Origin of the sequence: Lacrimispora amygdalina (assembly GCF_003432035.1) — a bacterium.
Taxonomy (GTDB): Bacteria; Bacillota; Clostridia; order Lachnospirales; family Lachnospiraceae; genus Lacrimispora; species Lacrimispora amygdalina.
In genome coordinates this window covers 79,874-100,389 of record NZ_QOHO01000023.1, presented here as the reverse complement: position 1 = coordinate 100,389, position 20,516 = coordinate 79,874, and the positions used below count along the sequence as shown (strand labels likewise).

Annotated in this window: 18 protein-coding genes and 1 tRNA gene; 17 read left to right on the top strand and 2 right to left on the bottom strand. The window is 42.2% G+C overall.

Annotated elements, in window-relative coordinates:
* Genes DS742_RS08175 through DS742_RS08165 form a run of 3 tightly spaced genes read left to right on the top strand, consistent with a single transcriptional unit; the run spans position 1 to position 3,801 of the window.
* On the top strand, positions 1-2,157 hold the full coding sequence (locus tag DS742_RS08175; protein ID WP_117416497.1) for a DUF4135 domain-containing protein: 2,157 nt from the start codon (positions 1-3) through the stop codon (positions 2,155-2,157).
* Positions 2,141-2,917 (top strand): flavodoxin family protein, encoded by a 777-nt coding sequence (locus tag DS742_RS08170; protein ID WP_117416496.1) that lies wholly within the window; start codon positions 2,141-2,143, stop codon positions 2,915-2,917. The genes DS742_RS08175 and DS742_RS08170 overlap by 17 nt, the downstream gene beginning before the upstream one ends.
* Positions 2,914-3,801 carry a class I SAM-dependent methyltransferase gene (locus DS742_RS08165; RefSeq protein ID WP_117416495.1) on the top strand — a complete coding sequence of 296 codons (888 nt, stop codon included), beginning with the start codon at positions 2,914-2,916 and terminating at the stop codon, positions 3,799-3,801. The genes DS742_RS08170 and DS742_RS08165 overlap by 4 nt, the downstream gene beginning before the upstream one ends.
* A 200-nt stretch (positions 3,802-4,001) precedes the next feature.
* On the opposite strand, the gene DS742_RS08160 is transcribed toward DS742_RS08165, so the two are convergent.
* Positions 4,002-4,073 (bottom strand) — tRNA-Arg (locus tag DS742_RS08160).
* A gap of 113 nt (positions 4,074-4,186) precedes the next feature.
* On the opposite strand from DS742_RS08160, the gene DS742_RS08155 reads away from it, so the two are divergent.
* From DS742_RS08155 to DS742_RS08090, 14 genes are all read left to right on the top strand, one after another.
* Positions 4,187-4,978, top strand: coding sequence for a hypothetical protein (locus DS742_RS08155; RefSeq protein ID WP_117416494.1), 792 nt, complete (start codon positions 4,187-4,189; stop codon positions 4,976-4,978).
* A 62-nt stretch (positions 4,979-5,040) separates the two neighbouring features.
* The gene (queA, locus tag DS742_RS08150) at positions 5,041-6,078 is read left to right on the top strand and encodes a tRNA preQ1(34) S-adenosylmethionine ribosyltransferase-isomerase QueA (protein WP_117416493.1); all 1,038 of its coding nucleotides are present in this window, start codon (positions 5,041-5,043) and stop codon (positions 6,076-6,078) included.
* 73 nt (positions 6,079-6,151) lie between these two features.
* Positions 6,152-6,835, top strand: coding sequence for a redox-sensing transcriptional repressor Rex (locus tag DS742_RS08145; RefSeq protein WP_117416492.1), 684 nt, complete (start codon positions 6,152-6,154; stop codon positions 6,833-6,835).
* Positions 6,836-6,840: 5 nt separating this feature from the next.
* Positions 6,841-7,749 carry a LysR family transcriptional regulator gene (locus DS742_RS08140; protein WP_242996427.1) on the top strand — a complete coding sequence of 303 codons (909 nt, stop codon included), beginning with the start codon at positions 6,841-6,843 and terminating at the stop codon, positions 7,747-7,749.
* Between the two features lie 123 nt (positions 7,750-7,872).
* Positions 7,873-9,063 (top strand): iron-containing alcohol dehydrogenase, encoded by a 1,191-nt coding sequence (locus DS742_RS08135; protein ID WP_117416490.1) that lies wholly within the window; start codon positions 7,873-7,875, stop codon positions 9,061-9,063.
* A gap of 148 nt (positions 9,064-9,211) precedes the next feature.
* Positions 9,212-10,009, top strand: a complete 798-nt coding sequence (locus tag DS742_RS08130; RefSeq protein WP_117416520.1) for a sirohydrochlorin cobaltochelatase — start codon at positions 9,212-9,214, stop codon at positions 10,007-10,009.
* The gene (locus tag DS742_RS08125) at positions 10,006-11,007 is read left to right on the top strand and encodes an FAD:protein FMN transferase (protein WP_117416489.1); all 1,002 of its coding nucleotides are present in this window, start codon (positions 10,006-10,008) and stop codon (positions 11,005-11,007) included. The genes DS742_RS08130 and DS742_RS08125 overlap by 4 nt, the downstream gene beginning before the upstream one ends.
* A gap of 67 nt (positions 11,008-11,074) precedes the next feature.
* Positions 11,075-11,509, top strand: a complete 435-nt coding sequence (locus DS742_RS08120) for a GtrA family protein (RefSeq protein WP_117416488.1) — start codon at positions 11,075-11,077, stop codon at positions 11,507-11,509.
* Positions 11,510-11,515: 6 nt separating this feature from the next.
* Complete coding sequence (locus DS742_RS08115) at positions 11,516-14,386, top strand: YfhO family protein (protein ID WP_117416487.1); 2,871 nt, start codon at positions 11,516-11,518, stop codon at positions 14,384-14,386.
* An 18-nt stretch (positions 14,387-14,404) separates the two neighbouring features.
* Positions 14,405-15,778 (top strand): argininosuccinate lyase, encoded by a 1,374-nt coding sequence (gene argH, locus DS742_RS08110; RefSeq protein ID WP_117416486.1) that lies wholly within the window; start codon positions 14,405-14,407, stop codon positions 15,776-15,778.
* A 269-nt stretch (positions 15,779-16,047) separates the two neighbouring features.
* Positions 16,048-17,148 (top strand): TRAP transporter substrate-binding protein, encoded by a 1,101-nt coding sequence (locus DS742_RS08105; protein WP_117416485.1) that lies wholly within the window; start codon positions 16,048-16,050, stop codon positions 17,146-17,148.
* 68 nt (positions 17,149-17,216) lie between these two features.
* Entirely contained in the window at positions 17,217-17,741 is a 525-nt protein-coding gene (locus DS742_RS08100) for a TRAP transporter small permease (protein WP_117416484.1), read from the top strand.
* On the top strand, positions 17,741-19,033 hold the full coding sequence (locus DS742_RS08095; protein WP_117416483.1) for a TRAP transporter large permease: 1,293 nt from the start codon (positions 17,741-17,743) through the stop codon (positions 19,031-19,033). The genes DS742_RS08100 and DS742_RS08095 overlap by 1 nt, the downstream gene beginning before the upstream one ends.
* A gap of 67 nt (positions 19,034-19,100) precedes the next feature.
* Positions 19,101-19,568 (top strand): YcxB family protein, encoded by a 468-nt coding sequence (locus DS742_RS08090; RefSeq protein WP_117416482.1) that lies wholly within the window; start codon positions 19,101-19,103, stop codon positions 19,566-19,568.
* 23 nt (positions 19,569-19,591) lie between these two features.
* Here the strand turns inward: DS742_RS08090 and sdaAA are convergent, their stop codons facing one another.
* Positions 19,592-20,491: an L-serine ammonia-lyase, iron-sulfur-dependent, subunit alpha gene (gene sdaAA, locus DS742_RS08085; protein WP_117416481.1), complete on the bottom strand. Its 900-nt coding sequence runs from the start codon at positions 20,489-20,491 to the stop codon at positions 19,592-19,594.
* Between the last annotated feature and the right edge of the window lie 25 nt (positions 20,492-20,516).

Below are 20,516 nucleotides of genomic sequence, written 5' to 3'. Positions count from 1 at the left end.
ATGAATGCGGAGCAAAAATTAATTAATTTTATGGAGAAGCCGCACAGAGTAGACAGTTTCTTTTTTGGAAATGAAGAAGAGCAAGAACTGCCGTATAAATTTTTGTTCATGGATCCTGTGTTTCAATATGTAAAACAGGAAATTGAGAATAAATTTGAAGCAGAAAAGATAGCTGTTAAGTCTGTTTTTAAAAAGAAGGCCGGAACAGATACACGGTATTTTTTTTTCAGGCAGTTGGATCTGATAAGTCAATCCTTATATAGGGAATATCTGGGAGAGGATGAGTACACATTTTGCAATTATGCTGAATTGTGGAAGAGTTTACTGGAAAATCATGAGAGATTCCGGGCTATGGTTGCAGGATGGACAGCTGACTTCACAAATCTTATCGTAATTATCACAAAGCGTCTGCTGATGTATCAATGGAAGTTACAGAAGCTATTAGGAAAGGATACCGGAAAAATTATAAAAATAGCCGGAGGAGACTCTGATATTCATAATGGAAGCTGCATACTGATATTATTGTTTGAAAGTGGAGATCAGATTGTTTATAAACCTCGTTCTCTTTCATTGGATCAAAAGTGGCAGCAGCTGCTGCAGGAAACAGCTGCAAAGGCGAAGATAGAGCCTTTCTATACGCCATGGATTCTTGATTGCGGTGATTTTGGCTTTGAAGAATATGTAACAGCCGAACCAGTTGAACAGAAAAGTGATTTTAATCTCTTCTATTACAGATGCGGGTTTCTTCTGGGTTTAGCCTATGTTTTGCAGGGAAGTGATTTGCATGCGGAGAATATGATAGCACATAAAAATTGCCCTGTTTTAATTGATTTGGAGACGGGGGTACGGGTATGCGATAATAATTTGTTAAGTGATATCAGGAATGTTAAAAAAAATATATATTGTTTTGACTCGGTTCTGCGAACAAATATGCTGCCTTTTATTACTGGTTCAAGAGAAATATGCCCTGGAAGTGATGCTCTTACCTCTACTATGGAGAATGCACATAATCTTCCCAATGGAGAGGACGGATGTGTTACTGCCTTATCATATGCAGAAGATGTAGAGGAAGGATTCAGGAAAGCTTACGATACTCTGGAGCAATATGGTATTTCTGTAAAGTTTACTTTTTGCAGTGCAAGATTTCTTTTAAGAAATACAGCAACTTATTATCATATTATACGGTGGTTGTGTCAGAAAGACAGTATTTGTTCAGCAGAAATTTTTGAAGACAGAATTGGCTATGTTAATAAAATGTATCGGGTTGTAAGTCAAGACAAGTGGGAGGATACAATAAATGAGCTCATCAGCAGAGAGAAGGAGTCTCTTAAAAGGGGATATATTCCCAGATTAGATATGGAGTTATCCTCTCTATGGAGGAAAGGTGGAGAAGATGAAAAACATACGATAACGGAACTTATTGAAAATAAAATCAGATATCTGTGCCGGGAAGACCGGGAGAAGCAATGCAAGAGAATCAGGACCGTATTGTGCCATGGTATACAATCGGATAAAGTATATTTGTTAGCCAGAAGTCTGGAAAATAAGAAAGTGATAGAACGATTCATACGTTTTAGACTGCATTTGTGGAGTAATAAACTGAAAAAATCAGATTATGTTGAAGGTATTGTAGTATGCAAAAAAAATGGGAAGTATTATCTTACTGGATTACCATGGAACATTATGGAGGGGATTCCGGGATTGCTGCCGTTTTTGGCAGGCTGGAGTTTTATTACCAATGATGAAGAAGCATTGGATATGCTGCATCATGTCGCAGAACGTACTCTTCATTATGTTCGGGATACGAATCTTTCTTCTTATAAAGCAAGTCTTTCAGAAGGACTTGAAGGTTTATGGAAGATGATAGAAATCGTAAGTGCTTTTATAAAGGTTCCGGAGCTTATTCAAATGAGAGAATTAATAAAAAGCAATTTATATCACACTGATATAGATGATTTTTTTAATGAGAGTGAAAATAATAATATATGGCTGTGGACGGAAGCGGAGTTGGAGAATGGTCTTATGGAAGGAATTAATGGAGTTTTATTTCCCTCTTTTTTTCATGGAGAAGGAGGCTGGCTGTACACTTTGTTAAGAAGACAATATCCGGAAAAAATTCCTAAGCTGCTTATTCGAGGTAATGGTAGAAATGGATAAAAATAAAAAAAGTGTGATTGTACTTGTAGGGTCCAGCGCAGAAAAAAATTCTAATACTGGTAAGCTATGTGTGACTTTTCTTGACGAGTTAAAAAAAAGCGCATACAGCCAGGGTTCCTTAATTCAATCTGAAATTTTATATCCATCGGATTGGAATATCATGCCATGCAGATCATGCGGAACTTGCTTTCGAAAGGGATTTTGTCCGCTGGATCAAAAGGATGGGATGGCGATGCTGAAAAATAAAATAAGAAAGAGTGATGGAATAATATTTGCTTCTCCTGTGTATGCGGCAGCTGTTTCCGGAGATATGAAAATATTAGTTGACCGACTGGCTGGCTGGCTTCATACAATGCCTTTGATTGGCAAAACAGCAGGTGTCTTCTCAACAGCAGATAGTAATAATGGTGATGCGGTAACTTCCTATTTAAATAAAATGGTTGGATTAATGGGAGCTTCCATTGTTATTAGCCAGAATGTTTTTATTCACTTCGGTACGCTATTATTAAAGGATGATGAACTATTAAATTCTGTATTAAAAGAAGGAGCAGTGAAATTTTGGGAAGGTATGGGGGGAAAACTGGAATATAATCTGGAACAGGAAGAATATTTTCACATACAGAATTTAAGATTTCATAAACTTTTGGAAATAGAACAGCAATATCCTGGTTTGAGTTTTGGGGAGAAACGGATTTGGGAAGAGCAGGGGTACTTTAAATATAATTCGTTACAGGAAGTAATTAGGGAGAAAAATATATGAAGGAATGGTCAAAATATTTCCAACTGCCAGAATTTTTGGAATATACCAGAAAATACATGCTAACAGATGAATTAAGAGAACTGGTAATCAGCCACATGCACCTGAAGGAAGGTGATAAAATTTTAGAAGCAGGTTGTGGTACTGGTTACCTGGGAAGATACCTGAAGAAAGGGGTTCCATCCCTTCAGATAACTGCATTTGACCGGGATAAAGGTTTTATTGAGGCGGCAAAGCGCCTCGGCGGTGGAATCAATTTTTTTATAGCAGATGCAAAAAAAATCCCGTTTGATGACAGTAGTTTTGACCACGTTGTAAGTCATACATTTTTTACCAGTGTGAATGATCCAAAGGCTGTACTGAAAGAAATGAAGCGCGTATTGAAACCAGAAGGGATAATTTCTTCAATAACCTCCATGTCATTTATTCCGGCAGTAATGGAAAGCGGACATTATCCACCAGATTGTAAATGGTTAGTACGATACAGAGAGTTATATAGGAACGTATGGAATATGTATGAAAAGATAGATCCTGTTAAAGGCTATACCAATGGAATGACAACTGCTGAAATACCCCATTTTTTTGCTGAAAACGGATTAAAAGATATATCTCTGTATCCAATAGGAAACTTATTTTCTTTTAGTAATGCAAGTTTAAATAAAAAAGACAGAGAAAAATATGTTATTGATTCTTATGAATGTGAATGGCATAAATTGAATAGATTTCTTAAATTAGATGATAGAAATCAGTTTCTGAAAAAGGAAGAAGCGGAGGAGTATTTATATCTTCTGGAAGAAAAAAAGAACTTTCTACTCAATAATTTAGAGGATAACTCCATTTTTGAGTGGACAGGGTCTGGAAGTGTTTTAATAACAGGGCGAAAGTAGAAAACCTGACTGATCGAACAATACGCTTATTTTGATAAAATGTGAGCATGGTCAAATTGATTGACTATGCTCTGTTTTTTTAAGTAAAAAAGAACTTAAACGTAAAATTAAGGAATATAATAAAGACAGGACAAAATATACTGTAAAATAAACCCCGTAAAATCAGGGTTTCAGAGCATTATTTCCGGGCAAAAAAATAGTGCATCTGATAGGAATCGAACCTACGCACGCGGCTCCGGAGGCCACTGCTCTATCCACTGAGCTACAGATGCATCTTTTACATTCTACTATAGATTGTTTTAAAGCGCAAGAGTTATTTGTTGATTTTTGGCTGTTTTTTTGTTAGAATAGAGAGGAGATTGTTTCTCCAGGAGGTCAGGCCTATATGAAGGACTTATTAGGAAAATGGAAAGGGCTGAAAGAGGAAACCAGACGGTTTTTGAAGTTTCTGGCCATACCATTGGTTGCAGTTATACTGATCATGGCGGTGGTTGTTTTGGACAAAGCCGGACAAACCGCAAAAGAGCCCGAGACGGTATCTGCTCAGGCGGAAAGTATATCGCCGGAAAGCGCATCTGGTCAGCCGGAGAAGGTGAAAGTTGCACTGAAGAAGGACTCGGTGCCCCAGTTAAATGATTTGATGAAGTCATATTTTAATGCCAGAAAGAGCTGCGACCGGGACGCACTTTCTAAAGTTTATGGCGGTAAAACAGGGGAAGAGAGTTTAGAACAGCTGGCTTCCAGAATGGAAGAGGAAGTAAAATTTTATCAGAGTTTTGAAAATCTGGAATGTTATACTACACCTGGAATTGCAGATGGAGACTATGTGGTTTATGCCAGATTTGACATTAAATTTCGTCAGGCAGAGACGATGGCTCCAAGCCTGATTGTCTGCTATGCAAAGACAGCGGCGGACGGAGGCTGCTACCTGGTTGCAGATAACAGTAAGGAAGAATCCGAATTTATGGAAGAAGTGAACCAGTCTGATGAAGTTCAGAAGATGGCGAAAGAGGTAAACGAAGGCCTTGAGAAGGCTTTAAAGTCCGATGAGAATCTTCTGGCAGTTTATAACACGCTGAAAAACGGGGAGGAAGAGCCGGAAGCCGCTGCGGAAACTTCTGGTGAATCCGGCATTGAGCCGGCCAGTGAATCTGCCAGCGAATCGAACAACAGGTAAAACAGATGCTTCTCTGCGTGGCACCGTGCAGAGGGGCATTTTTGATAAAGGAGAGTAGTTTTATGAACGTCAGAGATTTTTATTTTGATTTACCCCAGGAACTGATTGCACAGGATCCTTTAGAAGACCGGTCTGCTTCCAGGCTGCTGGTACTGGACAAGCATACAGGAGAGATCGAGCACAGACATTTTAAGGATATACTGGATTTTTTAAAAAAGGGAGACTGCCTGGTCATTAATGATACCAAGGTAATTCCTGCAAGGCTTTTCGGAGTGAAAGAAGGCACCCAGGCAAAGATTGAGATTCTTCTATTAAAAAGAAGAGAGAATGATATTTGGGAAACCCTTGTGAAACCGGGAAAGAAAGCAAAAGTCGGAACCGTCATTTCATTTGGAGAAGGACTATTAAAAGGAACCGTTATCGATGTAGTTGAAGAAGGAAACCGGTTGATCCGGTTTTCCTATGAGGGTATTTTTGAAGAGATTTTAGATCAGCTGGGGCAGATGCCGCTGCCTCCTTATATCACTCATCAGCTTCAGGATAAAAACCGGTATCAGACCGTTTATGCAAAGCACGAAGGCTCTGCCGCTGCACCGACTGCAGGTCTGCATTTTACAAAGGACCTGTTAAAGGAGATTGAGGAAAAAGGGGTGGAGATTGCCCATGTGACACTTCACGTTGGTCTTGGAACATTTCGTCCGGTTAAGGTAGATGAAATAGAAGCCCACCACATGCATTCCGAATTCTATATTGTAGAAGAGGAAGAAGCAAAAAAGGTTAACGATGCCAAACGAAGCGGAGGCCGGATCGTCTGTGTGGGAACCACCAGCTGCAGAACAGTGGAATCCGCATCCACGGAAGACGGTATCTTAAAGGCAGGAAGCGGCTGGACGGAAATCTTTATTTATCCAGGTTACCGTTTTAAAGTACTGGATTGTCTGATTACAAATTTCCATCTGCCGGAATCCACCTTAATTATGCTGGTATCGGCATTGGCGGGAAGAGAGAATGTTCTTCATGCATACGAGGAAGCAGTCCGGGAGAAATACCGTTTCTTCAGCTTTGGTGATGCCATGTTTCTTACGGACCGGAAGGATTAAGAAGTATCCGGGAAGGCTGGCAAAAACGATGCCGCAATCTGTTATTTGCTAAATAAGACTGGGGGAAGATTTTATGGAAGAAAAAAAACATATGGTCGGAGGAATATCCAGAAAATCGCTGGAGCGCCTTCCCGTTTATCATCATTATCTGGAAAAGAAAAGCAGCGAAGGATTAGAGACCATTTCTGCTCCTGTCATAGCTTTGGATCTTCAGCTAAATGAGGTCCAGGTTCGAAAGGATCTGGCACTGGTTGCTAAAACGGCAGGTAAACCTAAAATGGGTTATGTAATTAAGGAATTAATAGCAGATATGGAGGAATTCCTCGGATTTCATAATACCAACCAGGCTGCACTGGTAGGCGTGGGTTATCTGGGGAAGGCACTGCTTTCCTATAAAGGGTTTGAGCAGTACGGAGTTGAAATCGTTATGGCTTTTGATGCTGACGGAAGAAAGGTGAATACCAGAATCGGAGGAAAGATGGTCCTTTCCATGGATAAACTGGAAAACCTCTGTCAGAGAATGAGTATACATATCGGAATCATTACGGTCCCCGCAGAGTATGCTCAGGGGGTATGCGACAGGCTGGTGGCAGGCGGCGTGAAGGCCATCTGGAATTTTGCACCCGTGCATCTGTCTGTACCGTCTCATATACTGGTGCAGAATGAGAACATGGCAGTATCCCTTGCAGCACTGTCAAAGTATCTCTATGAAGTGGAAAAGAACGGTTGGCAGGATGCGAAGGAGGAAGATGATTGAATACCGTGTTATTGCAGTATGCAGTCGAAGTGGAAAAGACAGGGTCCATTACACAGGCGGCAGCCAATTTATACATGGATCAGCCCAATTTAAGCAAGGCGATCAAGACCCTGGAAGAAGGGCTTGGGGCACCTATCTTTAAACGGACTTCCAAGGGGGTTGTACCGACTGCCAGAGGAAGGATCTTTTTAGAGCATGCCAGAAATGTACTCATTCAGATTGATGAAATGGAGCATCTTTACAAAACGGGAGATGGAAACGGCGTGGAGTTTTCCCTATCCATGCCTAGAGCCAGCTATATCAGCACTGCATTTTCTAAATTTATCGGAGAATCCGGAGGGGAGGCCATGATGAACGTGTGGCTTCGTGAAACAAATTCGGCAGATACCATAAGAGATGTGGAGACCGGGGAGTACAATCTTGGCATTATCCGGTATCCGGTTGATTCAGAAAAGTATTATGCCAGGGAGACTGCGGCAAAAGGCCTGTTAATGGAATCGGTTTTTGAGTACTCCCTAAGGATTCTCATGTCAAAAACCCACCCTCTGGCAGATAAGAACGTGATAGAAACAGAGGATTTAACAAACTTTATTGAAATTGTTCATGGAGACGGTGTCTCCAGCAAAAGCGATGATTTTGGCAGCGGGATCAAATATCCAAGATCCTCAAAGCGGGTTTATGTATATGAAAGAGGCAGCCAGTTTCAGCTTTTGTGTGATAATTCAATGACCTATATGTGGGTGTCTCCCATGCCGGCTGAGCTTTTAAAGCGGTATCAGCTGGTGGAAAAACAGTGCGCAAAGAAGAAGGATTTCAGGGATGCACTCATTTGCCGCAAGGGGTATCCCCTTACCGGCTGGGATAAGAAATTTCTTGAACAGTTAAGCCGGATAAAAGAAAAAATGTCCGAATAAGAATGTTAAATATATATCAGTATTTATATACTGATATATATTTTTTTACCTTTGTAATTCCTCTTTGTTTGAACTACAATTATCTCATAGAAACGACAGGAATTTCACAAGGAGGGTTTTACAATGGCTAGATTTACATTACCGAGAGACTTATATCATGGAAAAGGCTCCCTGGAGGAAATAAAAAACTTAAAAGGAAAAAAAGCAATTGTTGTTGTAGGCGGCGGTTCTATGAAGCGCTTTGGCTTTCTTGACAGAGTCGAAACATATTTAAAAGAAGCTGGTTTTGAAGTAAAACTGTTTGAAGGGGTAGAACCGGATCCCAGCGTTGAAACTGTTATGAAGGGTGCCCAGATGATGCGGGAGTTTGAACCGGACTGGATCGTTGCTATCGGCGGCGGATCACCCATTGATGCAGCGAAAGCGATGTGGGCATTTTATGAATACCCGGATACAACCTTTGAGGATTTATGTATTCCCTTTAATTTCCCGACTTTAAGAACAAAAGCCCAGTTCTGCGCAATTCCTTCTACTTCCGGTACTGCTACCGAAGTTACGGCATTCAGCGTTATTACCGATTATAACAAGGGAATTAAATATCCTCTTGCTGACTTTAATATAACACCTGATGTGGCAATTGTTGATCCGGATTTAGCTGAGATGATGCCCAAGAAGCTGACTGCTCATACAGGTATGGATGCAATTACCCATGCAATGGAGGCATATGTTTCCACCCTTCACTGCGATTATACCGATCCTCTTGCGCTTCATGCGATCAAGATGATACATAATGATCTGATTGATTCCTACAATGGAGATATGGCAGCACGTGACCGTATGCATAACGCTCAGTGTCTTGCAGGTATGGCATTTTCCAATGCACTCCTTGGAATCGTTCATTCCATGGCTCATAAAACAGGAGCTGCTTATTCAGGCGGACACATTGTGCATGGATGTGCCAATGCCATGTATCTTCCTAAAGTAATTAAGTTTAATTCCAAAGACGCAGAGGCAGCAAAGCGTTATGGTGAGATTGCCCGTTTCATTGGTTTAGAGGGCAGCACAAATGAAGAACTGGTTGATGCACTGATTGCTGAAATCCGTTCTATGAACAAAAAGCTGGATATTCCTACCTGTATTAAGGAATACGAAGGCGGAATCATTGATGAAAAAGAGTTCAATGATAAATTAGCGGCAGTAGCTGAGTTAGCAGTTGGTGATGCATGCACCGGCTCAAATCCACGGGCAATTACACCCGCAGAGATGGAGAAACTGTTAACCTGTTGTTACTATGATAAAGAGGTAGATTTTTAAAATAATCTCCAATAAAATGTATGCAATGTGTGTCATGGGCGCAGAACCGTTTGGTTCTGCGCCTGTGGTGCGTAAAAAGGAATTTGACAGCAAAAATCATCTGTGATATGGTAGTCAGGAAAAAGATTAGAAAGTGTGGACCAGAAAGATGAAACAGGCATTATTAGTAGTGAGTTTTGGTACAAGCTATAACGAAAGCCGAAGCAGAACCATAGAACCCATTGAACAGGCGGTAGCTGTTAAGTTTCCTTCCTATGAATTAAGACGGGCGTTTACCAGCCGGATTATAATAGATATATTAAAAAAACGGGATAATATCATCATTGACGGAGTGGAAGAAGCTATTAAAAACCTTGCAAAAGAAGGGTTTAAACGGGTGATTATCCAGCCGACTCTTGTTATGGGCGGGGAAGAATATGACCGCATTGTCAATGCTGCGAAAAAATACAGAGATTCTTTTGAACGGCTGATTATAGGTGCCCCTCTGCTTTCTTCTGAGGAAGACTATTTAAAGCTTGCCTCGATTTTGACTGAAGATACGAAAGTATATGATTCTGAGGGTATGGAGATTCTGTTTATGGGGCATGGATCAGAACATGAGGCCAATTCAGCTTATTATCGTCTGGCTGGAATTTTAAAGAATAAGGGATACACCAGGTATCATGTGGGAACGGTAGAAGCAGAACCTTCTTTTGATGACGTAAAGGCAGAATTGGATGAGAGAGACTCAAAGCGGGTGGTTCTCCAGCCGATGATGATTGTCTGCGGAGATCATGCTCATAATGATATGGCTGGAATTGACAGTGATTCATGGAAAAGCCGGCTCGAAGCAGATGGTTATGAGGTCATCTGCCGGCTGAAAGGAATGGGTGAGATAGAAGGGATACGCCGGATGTTTGTGGAGCATGCAGTGGCAGCCGGTAAGGAAATGGAGGATCAGGAATGAAAAAAGGAAAAACAGCGGTTTTGGCGGTCTGTCTGGCTGTCAGCCTTCTTGCCGGATGCCAGAGAAAGATAGAACCGGTCAGCAAGTCTGGTTTTCTGTTAAATACATTTGTTACCGTCACGCTTTATGATAAGGATGATCCTAAGATTTTAAATGAATGCCTTGATATCTGCCGTTCCTATGAAAATGTTTTCAGTAAAACCATTGAGGGAAGCGAAGTTTATAAGATCAACCACAGACCGGCCCAGGAATCGTCTGTTAAACTGTCACCGGATATGGCGGCGCTCCTTTCCAAGGGGCTTTATTATTCCAAGATCTCAGGCGGAGATTTTGATATTACGGTGGAACCTTTGTCCTCTTTATGGGATTTTACCGCTCCAAAACCCGTTGTTCCGCCTTCCGATGAAATCAGTGCTGCGGTTAAAAAAGTAGGTTACCAGAATTTAAAGCTTGATGGTGATACCCTCACCTTTTTATCTCCGGATACTTCCATAGACTTTGGTGCCATTGCAAAAGGTTATATAGCAGACCGGATGAAGGATTACCTCCTTGAGCATGGGGTCAGAAGTGCAGTCATTAATCTGGGAGGAAATGTACTCTGCGTCGGGAAAAAACCGGATGGCAGTCCCTTTAAGATCGGACTGCAGAAACCTTATGCAGACAGGAATGAGACCATCGAAACATTGAATATAGAAGATATGTCTGTGGTATCCTCCGGAGTATATGAACGTCATTTTGTAAAAGACGGTGTGAACTACCATCATATTTTAAATCCAAGAGATGGTTACCCCTATGAAAATGGACTGGTTTCCGTCACGATCCTGTCAAAGCTTTCCGTTGATGGGGATGCATTATCCACCACCTGCTTCTCCATGGGACTGGAACAGGGAATGGAACTGTTAAATTCCATGGATGATGTTTACGGAGTTTTTATCACTGCTGATGGCAGTGTTCATTATACGGAAGGAGCAAAGGACTTTCTGGTAACGTCCCCTTAGATTCCCTTTACAATTTCCGGTGCCTATAATACAATAGAGGAAATGTGTTTTACAGGAGATTAGCATTATGATAAAAAAAATATGGGACAAGGTTATGAACCGCGAGGTCATTTCCTATCTGGTATTCGGTGTCCTTACCACGGTAGTCAACTGGATCGTGTACGTTGGAATGGTGAAAGCCGGAATCGACTACCGGATCAGCACTGCAGCAGCCTGGCTTGTTTCTGTGCTGTTTGCATTTGGTGTTAATAAAATCTTTGTTTTTCAAAGCTATGATCTGCACCTGGGATTTGTGGTGAAGGAGATGATTTCCTTTACTGCGTGCAGGGCTGCATCAGGCGTCATGGAAATGGTTCTTATGGTGATAATGGTTTCCTGGCTCAATATGGATGAATATGTAAGCAAAATACTGGTGTCCATCGTTGTTGTGATTGTAAACTATGTATTCAGCAAACTTTTCATATTCCGAAAGAGTGAGGTTCCCCCCTGTAAAGAGAGGTAAATTAAAATGGAACGCGATGACGATATTGAAAAGATTTCGAAGGAGTTAGAGGATATTCTTAAAATGACATCAGATGAAAAAAAAGATAGAACTGAGGACATCCGGGAGGGGAAAAAACCGGGTGACAGACAGGATACAGGGGTTTTGGCTGATAAAGGAGACGAGGAGATTGATCGTGATTCCATGCCTGTAATACGGCTTAGTGTCCCGGTAGAGGGAATGGAAGAACTGTATGAATACGGCGGTTTAGAGGACGATAGTGATTATGATTCTGAAGATAAATCCGTAACCGCAGAAGAAGAGTACGAAGAAGACGAAGAAGAAAACAGGGCAGGGGAACCGTTCCATGAAGACAGGCATCCCTCTTTTAAAAAGAAAGAGCATAAAAGCGGAAGCCTTGTAAAAGCTTCTGACGGTCTGATTGCAGCTTTTTTTGTGCCTGTGGTTATCATGATCATCATTTTTGCACAGAGAGGGATCTTCCCTTTTGGAGAAGAAAGCTTTTTGAGAACGGATATGTATCATCAGTATGCTCCGTTTTTCTCAGAATTCCAGTATAAGCTGACACACGGAGGCAGCCTTTTATACAGCTGGGATATAGGCATGGGAGTTAATTTTGCAGCTCTCTATTCTTATTATCTGGCAAGTCCCTTAAACTGGCTGATTGTGCTCTGCCCGAAAAATTATATCATTGAGTTTATGACATATATGATTGTCTTTAAGATCGGATTAAGCGGTCTTGCTTTTTCCTGGTATTTGCGCAGACATTTTAAAACAGCTGATTTTGGTATTGCTTTTTTCGGAATCTTTTATGCGTTGTCCGGGTATATGGCGGCGTACAGCTGGAATATCATGTGGCTGGACTGTATCCTGCTGTTCCCTCTTATCATGCTGGGACTGGAAAAACTGGTTCAGGAAAAGAGGTGTTTTCTTTACTGTATTACACTGGGGTTATCAATTTTATCAAATTATTACATATCTATTATGATATGTATTTTTATGGTCTTCTATTTTGGTGCACTGCTGATTTTGGAAGGAAGAAAACCGTGGAAAGAAATTCTGATTAACTGCGTTCATTTCGCTGTATATTCTCTTTTGGCGGGAGGACTGGCTGCTGTTGTACTGCTGCCTGAGATCTATGCCATGAAGATGACGGCTTCGGGAGATATAAACTTCCCCCAGACATTCAGTTCCTATTTTTCCATTTTTGATATGATCGCAAGACATTTGCCTGCGGTGGAAACGGAAATCGGACTGGATCACTGGCCTAATATCTACTGCGGTGTGGCAATCCTTATATTTTTTCTGTTATACCTTGGATGCAGGAAGATCCGGCAGAGGGATAAGATTGTCATGTGTTCCCTCATACTGTTTTTTTTCGCCAGCTTTTCCATTAACGTATTGAATTTTATCTGGCATGGATTTCATTATCCCAACAGTCTTCCCTGCAGACAGTCCTTTATTTATATATTTCTTATGCTGACAGCCGGATATCATGCTTATATTTATTTACACGACATCCCATGGAAACATGTTGTCACAGCTTTCTTCGCCTCTGTTATCTTTGTAATTATGGCTCAGAAGCTTGTGACAGATGATGCGTTCCATTTTTCTGTATTCTATGTTGCCATTATTTTTCTGGCTGTTTATACGGGGCTGATTGGTCTTTATCAGAAGGGGGCCAGCCGGAATCTGCTTGTTTTACTGGCGCTGGGCGTGGTGTCTTTAGAGGCGGCAGTTAACACTACGGTTACAAGCGTGACAACCACAAACCGTACAAGCTATGTAAAGGATAACAGGGCATCCATAGACTTAACGGAAAGCCTGATGCCTAACCCGGCTTTCTACAGGGTGGAAAAGGTGACCAGAAAGACTAAGAATGACGGCGCATGGATGAACTTTCCTTCCGTGTCCCTGTTTTCTTCCACTGCCAATGCAGATTTGTCCAAATTTTTTAAGAAGCTTGGCTGCGAAAGTTCTACCAATGCCTACAGCATAACTGGCAGCACTCCTCTGGTTGATGCTCTTTTTGCTGTGAAATATGCTCTGTACTCGGAAGAAGCAGGAGAAAATGAAATCTCTTCTCTTGTATCCGTTCAGGATGAGATGCAGCTGCGGGAAAATACGTATGCTCTTTCCTTAGGTGTTATGATGCCTTATGATGTGGAGAATAACTGGCAGCTGGAGCTGACGAACCCGGCAGAGGTTCAGAATGATTTATCAGTGGTATTAGGTGCAAGTCCTGTGCTATCTGAAGTGCCTAGTGAAGTAAATGGGAAAAGCTTTACTTTTACTCCTGATACAGATGGAGATTACTATGTATTTGTCAGCAATAAAAAGGTTGAGAAGGTCACAGCACTTCTGGGAGAAAAGACGAAAAACTTTGACAACGTGAGCCGCGGATATTTACTGGAACTTGGTTATCTAAAATCTGGAGAAGAGATTACCCTCCGAAACGATGACAATGAGCAGGATCTGGTAGCCAGCGCTTACCGTTTTCTTCCCAAAGGGCTTGAATCGGTTTATCAGGTTTTAAATAAAAATTCACTTAAGCTTACCAAGTGGACGGATACACAGATTAAGGGCACTGTTGATGCAGAGAGAGCGGGACTTTTGTATTTAAGCATTCCGTTTGACAAAGGCTGGTCTGTTAAAATCGATGGAAAAGACGCAGAGCCTTATAAAATATTTGACACCTTTTTAAGCGTTCATATGACAGCCGGTACTCATGAAGTTTCACTGGAATATATGCCCCAGGGCTTAAAAACCGGAGGAATGATTACCGGAGGCAGCATATTGATACTCCTTGTGCTGGCTGGCCTGGCAGCAGGAAAGAACAAAAAACGCAAACCCATGCGGACTCATACAACTAACTAAGGAAAGAGGAGAACAATTATGAAATTATGGGGCGGTCGCTTCACCAAGGAAACCAATCAGCTGGTTCACAATTTTAATGCATCCCTGTCTTTTGACCAGAAGTTTTACCATCAGGACATTGAGGGAAGCATTGCTCATGTTACAATGCTGGCGAAGCAGGGCATTATCAGTGAAGAGGACCAGGATAAAATTATCGGCGGACTGAAAGGCATCTGTGCTGATTTAGAAAGCGGAACGCTTACAATCACAGCGGAGCATGAAGATATCCATTCTTTTGTGGAAGCGGTTTTAACGGAACGAATCGGAGATGCCGGAAAACGTCTTCATACGGGAAGAAGCAGGAATGATCAGGTGGCTCTGGATATGAAACTATACACCAGAGATGAGATTGATGAGCTTACAGTACTTGTAAAGGGGCTTTTAAAAGAGCTTCTGGCTCTGATGGAAAAAAATCTGGATACCTATATGCCCGGATTTACCCATCTGCAAAAGGCCCAGCCCATTACCCTTGCTCATCACGCAGGTGCTTATTTTGAGATGTTTGACCGGGATTATTCCCGCCTTTTGGATATCAGAAAACGAATGAATTATTGTCCCCTGGGATCCGGCGCTCTGGCAGGAACGACTTATCCCTTAGACCGGGAATATACAGCAGAGCTTCTTGGATTTGACGGGCCTACCTTAAACAGCATGGACTCGGTTGCAGACAGAGATTATTTAATTGAGCTTTTAAGCGCCTTGTCTACTATCTCCATGCATTTAAGCAGATTCTGCGAGGAAATCATTATCTGGAATACCAATGAATACCGTTTTGTGGAAATTGATGATTCCTATAGTACCGGAAGCAGTATTATGCCTCAAAAAAAGAATCCGGATATTGCAGAACTGATCAGAGGGAAGACAGGGCGTGTTTATGGTGCACTTATTTCCATCTTAACCACGATGAAGGGGATTCCGCTTGCATACAACAAAGATATGCAGGAGGATAAGGAACTGACCTTTGATGCCATTGATACAGTAAAAGGATGCCTTGCTCTGTTTACAGGCATGATTTCTTCCATGTCCTTCCGCAAGGATGTAATGGAGGTCAGTGCAAAGAACGGTTTCACCAATGCAACCGATGCGGCAGATTATCTGGTAAACCATGGAGTTCCGTTCCGGGATGCCCATGGAATTGTGGGTCAGCTTGTGCTTTTCTGCATTGATAAAGGGATAGCTCTTGATGATATGACTCTGGAAGAATATAAGGCCATCAGCCCTGTTTTTGAAGAAGATATTTACGATGCCATCAGCTTAAAAACCTGTGTGGAAAAGCGAATGACTATTGGTGCACCCGGACAGGAGGCCATGAAAAAGGTGATTGAGATCTACAAGAGGAAGATAGAGGAATAAGAGTAAAATAACGAAAAGGATCCGTACATGATGTACGGATCCTTTTTTTGACTGAAATGTCAAACAAAACAGTAAAAAAATAAAAACAATGTTAATGTTATATAAAAAAACGGGAATAGATTGTGAAGAAGATGTTAAAATAATACTAGGATTCGCAATTATTTACCGTAGTTTTATGACTTTTTGTGTGTTAGAATGATCTCGCTGGGGAAACATAAGGAAATAGAGGTTTCCAACAGGCAAGGAAATTTAGAAGGAGGGGTTATATCATGAAAAAAAGAGGACTGAGTGCTTTGATGTTAGCTGCAATTGCAGCCTTATCATTAACAGCATGCGGCGGTACTGCAAAGAATAATACCGCAACGGAGGGAACCACTGCAGCAGCAACCACCACTGCAGCAGCAGGCGAGACAACCAAGGGAGGAGAGTCAAAAGAAGCTTCTTCCACAGATCCACAGGTAACACTTGTATATGCAGAAGTAAATCCATTAGACACAATTGTAGGTAAAACCGATCAGGCGTTTAAAGAAAAAGTAGAAGAGCTGTCCGGCGGATCCATTAAAATTGATTTACAGGCAAGCGGTGTTCTGGGAGCGGAAAACGATGTTCTTGATAACATGCTTGGCGGAGGCGGAACCATTGATATGTCACGTATCTCTGCATTTGCTCTCACCAGCTATGGTGCAAACAAGTCAAAACTGTTATCCATACCATACACCTTTGCAGGCCGTGATCATTACTGGAAATTTGTAAACAGCGATCTTGCTCCTGAGTTTTTAATGGAGCCGCACGATATTGGACTTGGAGTAAGAGGGTTATTCTACGGTGAAGAAGGCTTCCGTCATTTCTTCTCCAAGAAGCCGATTAATGGAATTGATGATGTTAAAGGATTAAAGATCCGTGTTTCCAGTGACCCTGTTATGACAGGAATGGTAAGCTCATTAGGCGCAAATGCAACCGTAGTAAGCATGAACGAGCTTTATTCAGCTCTTCAGACCGGCGTTGTTGATGCTGCTGAACAGCCAATTGCCAACTACAAAGGAAATGCATTCCAGGAAGTTGCTCCTAACTTAATCCTTGACGGACATACACTTGGTGCCATTCAGGTTATCATTACAGATGCTTCATGGGATAAATTAACCGAGAATCAGCAGAAGGCTATGACGGAAGCTGCCAAGTATGCTTCTGACTTCAACCAGAAACTTTCTCAGGATGCTGAGAATGAAGTGCTTGATGGTCTGAAGAAAGATGGTGTAAATATCGTTGAAGTAAAAGACATTACACCATGGCAGGAAGCCTGCAAGGACGTTATTGCTGAAAACACAAAGGATAATGCAGAATTATATCAGAAGATTCTTGATATGAAATAATCAGTGTTGACAGGTGGGGCACAGAAAATTCAGCTTTCTGTGCCCTCACTATTAGAAAGGGGTTCTTTATGCCAGTAATTTTCAAAACAATTGACAAAATAAAACCGGCTTATGATATCGTTTATAAGATTGTTTTGTTTATATGTAAGATACTTTTGATCGGGGATGTTCTGATAACCACAATGTCGGTGGCCGGCAGATATATCCCTTTTATTCCGGATCCGGCGTGGAGTGAAGAGGTGGTATTAACCTTTATGAGCTATATGGCGGTACTATCCGCAGCTCTTGCCATTCGGAAAGGATCTCATATCCGTATGACTGCACTGGACAGATATCTGCCAAAGAAACTGATCATGGTTCTTGATATTCTGGCAGATGTCTCCATTCTTGCTCTTGCATTGATCATGCTGACGGTAGGCTGGAAATATGCTAATGGAATCGGGGCAAAGGGCTTTTATACCAGTATGCCGAAACTTTCCAGATTTTGGATGTATTTCCCTGTTCCCTTAGCAGGTGGTGCAATGATTATATTTGAACTGGAAGCTCTCTACAATGATGTGAAAAAACTGTTTGTAAAGGAGGAAAATCTCTAATGGGCGCTAATATTGCAATCCTGGTCTTACTGGGAAGTTTCTTTCTGATGGTTTTTCTGCGGTTTCCAATCGCTTATGCTGTAGCCTTATCCGCTGTATTTTGTCTGCTTGCTCAGGGAAGTTCCCTTGCGGTGATCTGTCAGCAGATGGTAAAAGGAATCAGTTCCTTCAGCTTAATGGCAGTACCGTTCTTTATCACCATGGGTGTTCTCATGGGATCCGGCGGTATTTCTGAAAAGCTGATTGCACTGGCAAATGCCTGTGTAGGCTGGATGCGGGGCGGTATGGCAATGGTAAATATCGTTGCTTCCTACTTCTTTGGAGGTATCTCCGGTTCTGCAGCAGCTGATACAGCTTCTCTTGGTTCTATCCTTATCCCAATGATGGTAGACCAGGGTTATGATGATGATTTTTCAACAGCTGTTACCATTACCTCTTCCTGTGAGGGACTTTTAGTTCCTCCAAGCCATAATATGGTTATTTATGCGACAACTGCAGGCGGTATATCCGTAGGAAGCCTTTTCCTTGCAGGATACGTTCCAGGTGCGATTTTGGCACTTTCCCTTATGGTTGGTTCTTACATTATTTCTGTAAAAAGAAATTATCCAAAGGGTGATAAATTCAGCATCAAAAATCTGATTAAGCAGCTGGGAGTCTCTTTCTGGGCTCTGGCAGCGGTACTGATTGTTGTATTCGGTGTAGTTGGCGGTGTATTTACAGCTACTGAATCTGCAGCCATCGCGGTTATTTATAGCCTGATCGTCAGCGTCTTTATTTATAAAGGTCTGGACTGGAAAGGCGTCTGGAATGTAATGGGGGACTGTGTCAATACACTGGCTATCGTACTGATCCTCATTTCAACCTCCAACGTATTCGGTTACTGTCTGACAGCACTCCATGTTCCGGATATGGCGGCCAATGCAATTACAGGCGTTACTTCCAATCCAATTATTCTGGCACTGCTGCTGAACCTGATTCTTCTGGTTCTTGGATGTATCATGGATATGTCACCGATTATTTTGATTGCGACACCTATCTTACTTCCGATTGCAACCTCAATTGGAATTGACCCGGTTCAATTCGGTATTATTATGGTACTTAACTGCGGTATCGGTCTTTTAACACCACCGGTTGGTGCGGTGCTCTTTATCGGTTCTGCAGTAGCAAAGATTCCGATGGAAAAGGTGGTAAAGGCAACCCTTCCATTTTATCTATGCATGATTGTTACTCTGTTACTGATTACGTTTGTACCGGCTGCCAGTCTCTGGTTACCGTCCTTATTTGCAAAATGATGAGCACTTTTGAAATCAGGCATTGTTCTTTTCAATGCCTGATTTCTGTTATGAGAGGGAAAGAATTATGAAATATGAGTATACTTACCGGAATACAGGAAAGGATATCTGGCAGCTTTCCATGTACTATATTTACGGATCAATGGTAGGGGTGTGCAACTTGATTTTTACGGCAGCCGTCCTGACACTTACCGTTGTCAGATGGGAAACTTCCGGCAATTTGTTCCGGGTCTTTGCAGTTCTCGGATGCTGTCTCTTTCCGGTCATTCAGCCTCTTGCAGTTTATGGAAAAGCAAAAAAGCAGGCAGCGGCCAGCCGCGATATAAGGATCCGGTTTGATGATATGGGAATTCATGTGGGGCAGGGGGAAGGAAAACAGGATATCAGCTGGAATAAAATCAGGCGAATCGCCAGAAAGCCTTCCATGATCCTGGTGTTTTTAAATTCCACCCATGGATTTGTTTTACCAAACCGCATTTTAAAGGAAGAAAAAAATGATTTTTACGCATTTCTTTCTTCCAAAATGAAGAAATGAGAGAATAGATATGAGATGTAAAGTTATTCCTCGCCGCAGGAATCAGGACCGAAAATCTGTCTGCATAAGCGGCAGCCGGTTGGAGTGGCAGCCAGTCCTCCTTCTGCCGTTTCCTTTAAAGAAGAAGACATGAGCTGTCCGACCTGTCTCATGGCAAAAATTACTTCATCTGCGGGAATCACGCTTTTTATTCCTGCGCAGGCAAGCTCTGATGCAGTAAAGGCATTGGCCACACCCATGGCATTCCGTTTGATGCAGGGGACTTCCACCAGTCCGGCTACCGGATCGCAGACGAGCCCCATGGTGTTTTTTAAGGCAATGGCACAGCTGTCTGATACCATCTGGGGTGTGCCGTCAAAGAGCTCTGTCAGTGCAGCAGCAGCCATAGCGGAAGCGGAGCCAACCTCTGCCTGGCAGCCGCCCTCGGCTCCGGCAATGCTTGCACATTTGGCGATGACCATGCCAATGGCAGACGAGGTAAACAGGGACATGACGATGTCATGCTTGGGAATATCGTACTCATCCATAACAGAGATTAAGGCTGCAGGGATAACTCCGCAGGATCCGGCAGTGGGGGCTGCAACAATTTTACCCATGCAGGAATTAAATTCTGTGACTGCCAGTGCCATGCTGATGGCATTGCCAAGAAGATGGCCGTAATGGTTTTTTCCTTCATCGACGGCTTTTTTTACTTTTGCGGCAGCTCCGCCGGAAAGCCCGCTGGGAGATCGAAGTGTCTCATCAAGCCCGCTGATTACAGACTGACGCATGACATCAAAGCTGTTTTCCATGGTTGCGTACACCAGTTCTGTGGTTGATTCCATATCCTCCGCCTGCTGCTCCAAAACGATTTCAGAAATTTTTTTATTACTGGAAGAAGCGGCACTCACCAGTTCTTCCACGGTATTATATTTTAGTTTCATTGTTTTTCTCCAGTTGGTTGATTCT